Annotated in this window: 2 protein-coding genes, 1 tRNA gene and 1 pseudogene; all 4 read left to right on the forward strand. The window is 70.5% G+C overall.

Annotated features, from left to right (window positions below):
- Positions 1-221: pseudogene (locus tag A5701_RS23315) on the forward strand (hypothetical protein); the annotation flags it as partial.
- A gap of 88 nt (positions 222-309) precedes the next feature.
- Positions 310-1,308: a metallophosphoesterase gene (locus A5701_RS23320; RefSeq protein ID WP_082969819.1), complete on the forward strand. Its 999-nt coding sequence runs from the start codon at positions 310-312 to the stop codon at positions 1,306-1,308.
- Positions 1,305-2,420, forward strand: a complete 1,116-nt coding sequence (locus A5701_RS23325) for a PLP-dependent cysteine synthase family protein (protein WP_067759860.1) — start codon at positions 1,305-1,307, stop codon at positions 2,418-2,420. The genes A5701_RS23320 and A5701_RS23325 overlap by 4 nt, the downstream gene beginning before the upstream one ends.
- Positions 2,421-2,481: 61 nt before the next feature.
- Positions 2,482-2,555 (forward strand) — tRNA-Pro (locus A5701_RS23330).
- The last annotated feature ends 195 nt before the right edge of the window (positions 2,556-2,750 follow it).

Here is a 2,750-nt window from a genome sequence, read left to right on the forward strand (position 1 = left end):
AGCAGGGCGAGGTGGTCGGGACCTCGCCGAGCGGCGCGACGATCCCCGGGTCGATCATCACCATCCAGGTCAGCAACGGCATCCCGCCTGCCCCACCGCCGCCCCCGGAGGGCGCGCCGGTGCCGGTCGGCTCGCAGGTGGTGGAGATCCCGGGTCTGCCCCCGATCACCATTCCGCTCCTGGCGCCACCGCCCCCGCCGCCGGGGCAGCCGCCCCCGTAGACCGGGCGAGCTGTGACGCCGCGGCGCAAGCTATACGTTGCCAAAGCGCAACCGGCAGTAGGCTGCCAGCATGGCTGATGCAAGCTCAATGGCCCCCCTCCACGGCGGTCCGCTGCGCGGACCGCATCGTCGCGGGGCGTTGCCCACGCTGATACGCACCGGTGCCGTCGCGCTCGGTTCGGCCGTCGCCGGTATCGGTTACGCCGCCGTCGTCGAGCGCAACGCCTTCGTCCTGCGCGAGATCACGATGCCCGTCCTGACGCCGGGTTCCACGCCGCTGCGGGTGCTGCACATCAGCGATCTGCACATGCTGCCCACCCAGCGCCGAAAACAGGCCTGGCTGCGGGAGCTGAGCAACTGGGAACCCGACCTGGTGGTCAACACCGGGGACAACCTGGCGCACCCGAAGGCGGTGCCCGCGGTGGTGCAGGCCCTGGGCGACCTGCTGTCGCGGCCCGGCGTCTTCGTGTTCGGCAGCAACGACTACTTCGGGCCGCGCCTGAAGAACCCCCTGAATTACGTGACCAACCCGTCGCACCGGGTCCACGGCGAACCGCTGCCCTGGCAGGACCTGCGGGCGGCGTTCACCGAGCGCGGCTGGCTCGACCTGACCCACACGCGGCGCGAGTTCGAGGTGGCCGGCCTGCACGTCGCCGCGGCCGGCGTCGACGACCCGCACATCGACCGGGACCGCTACGAGACGATCGCCGGCCCGGCCAGCCCGGCCGCGAACCTGCGCCTGGGACTTACCCATTCGCCGGAGCCGCGCGTGCTGGACCGCTTCGCCGCCGACGGCTATCAGCTGGTGATGGCCGGCCACACCCACGGCGGGCAGGTCTGCCTGCCGCTCTACGGCGCGCTGGTGACCAACTGCGGCCTGGACCGGTCCCGCGCCAAGGGACCGTCCCGGTGGGGCGCGAACATGGCACTGCACGTCTCCGGCGGCATCGGCACCTCCCCATTCGCCCCGGTGCGGTTCTGCTGCCGGCCCGAGGCCACCCTGCTGACGTTGATCGCCACGCCGATGGGCGGTCACGACTCGGCCAGCGACCTGAGCCGTTCGCAGCCAACAGTTTCGGTGCGTTGACCGAGCGGACCCGGATCGCGGTCCGCAGCCACTCCCGGTCCTGGACGGACAACGCGGTCCGGCTGATCCAGGCCGACGCCCGCCGCAGCGCGGACACGCACCTGCTGCGCTACCCGCTGCCGGAGGCATGGGCTAGAAACGGCTCAGACACCGATGTGGCGCTGTACCTCAAGGACGAGACCACCCACATCACCGGCAGCCTGAAACACCGGCTGGCGCGCTCGCTGTTCCTCTACGCACTCTGCAACGGGTGGATCAACGAGAAGACCACGGTGGTCGAGGCCTCGTCGGGATCGACGGCGGTGTCGGAGGCCTACTTCGCGGCCCTGCTGGGTCTGCCGTTCGTCGCCGTGATGCCGGCGTCGACCAGCTCGTCCAAGGTGGCGCTGATCGAAGCCCAGGGCGGCCGTTGCCATTTCGTGCAGAAGTCCAGCGAGGTGTACGCCGAGGCCGAACGCGTGGCCCGCGACACCGGCGGGCATTACCTCGACCAGTTCACCAACGCCGAACGCGCCACCGACTGGCGGGGCAACAACAACATCGCCGAGTCGATCTTCGAGCAGATGGGCGAGGAGACGCATCCGATTCCGGAGTGGATCGTCGTCGGGGCGGGCACCGGCGGCACCAGCGCCACGATCGGCCGCTACATCCGCTACCGGCGGCACACGACCCGGTTGTGCGTCGTCGACCCGGAGAACTCCGCGTTCTTCCCCGCCTACGAAGACGACCGGTACGACCTCGTGATGCCCGCCTCGTCGCGCATCGAGGGAATCGGCAGGCCGCGCGTGGAGCCGTCGTTTCTGCCCGGTGTGGTCGACCGGATGGTGGCGGTGCCCGACGCGGCGTCCGTCGCCGCCGCCCGCCACGTCAGCACCGTCCTGGGCCGCCGGGTGGGTCCCTCGACCGGCACGAACCTGTGGGGCGCCTTCGGCTTGCTCGCCGAGATGGTCGCCGAACGGCGCAGCGGTTCGGTGGTCACGCTGCTCGCCGACAGCGGCGACCGCTATCACGACACCTACTTCGACGACGACTGGGTCGCCGCGCAGGGACTCGATCCGAGCGGTCCGGCCGCGGCGCTGGTGGAGTTCGAGCGTTCCTGCCGGTGGCAGTGACCCGGCACACCGCGGTTTGGCCAGCCGATGGGCGGGTGCGATAGGCTGTCGGAGCTTCAAGCGGGGTGTGGCGCAGCTTGGTAGCGCGCTTCGTTCGGGACGAAGAGGCCGTGGGTTCAAATCCCGCCACCCCGACTCAGTTTGTGTTAGCTGGCAGGACAGCCGGCCAGAGCGTCTGACACTGCGGACGCGCGGCTTTGCCATTAAGCTCAGCCCGCATGGCGCTGGTAAGCCGGACGCCCGAGCAAGGGCGGCGACGCGAGGTCGGCCGACAGGTCGCCCGGTTTGCTGACACCGCGTCGTCGGATGAGGACCCCGCCCACCAGAATC

The organism is Mycobacterium sp. E3305, from assembly GCF_001666785.1.
Taxonomy (GTDB): domain Bacteria; phylum Actinomycetota; class Actinomycetes; order Mycobacteriales; family Mycobacteriaceae; genus Mycobacterium.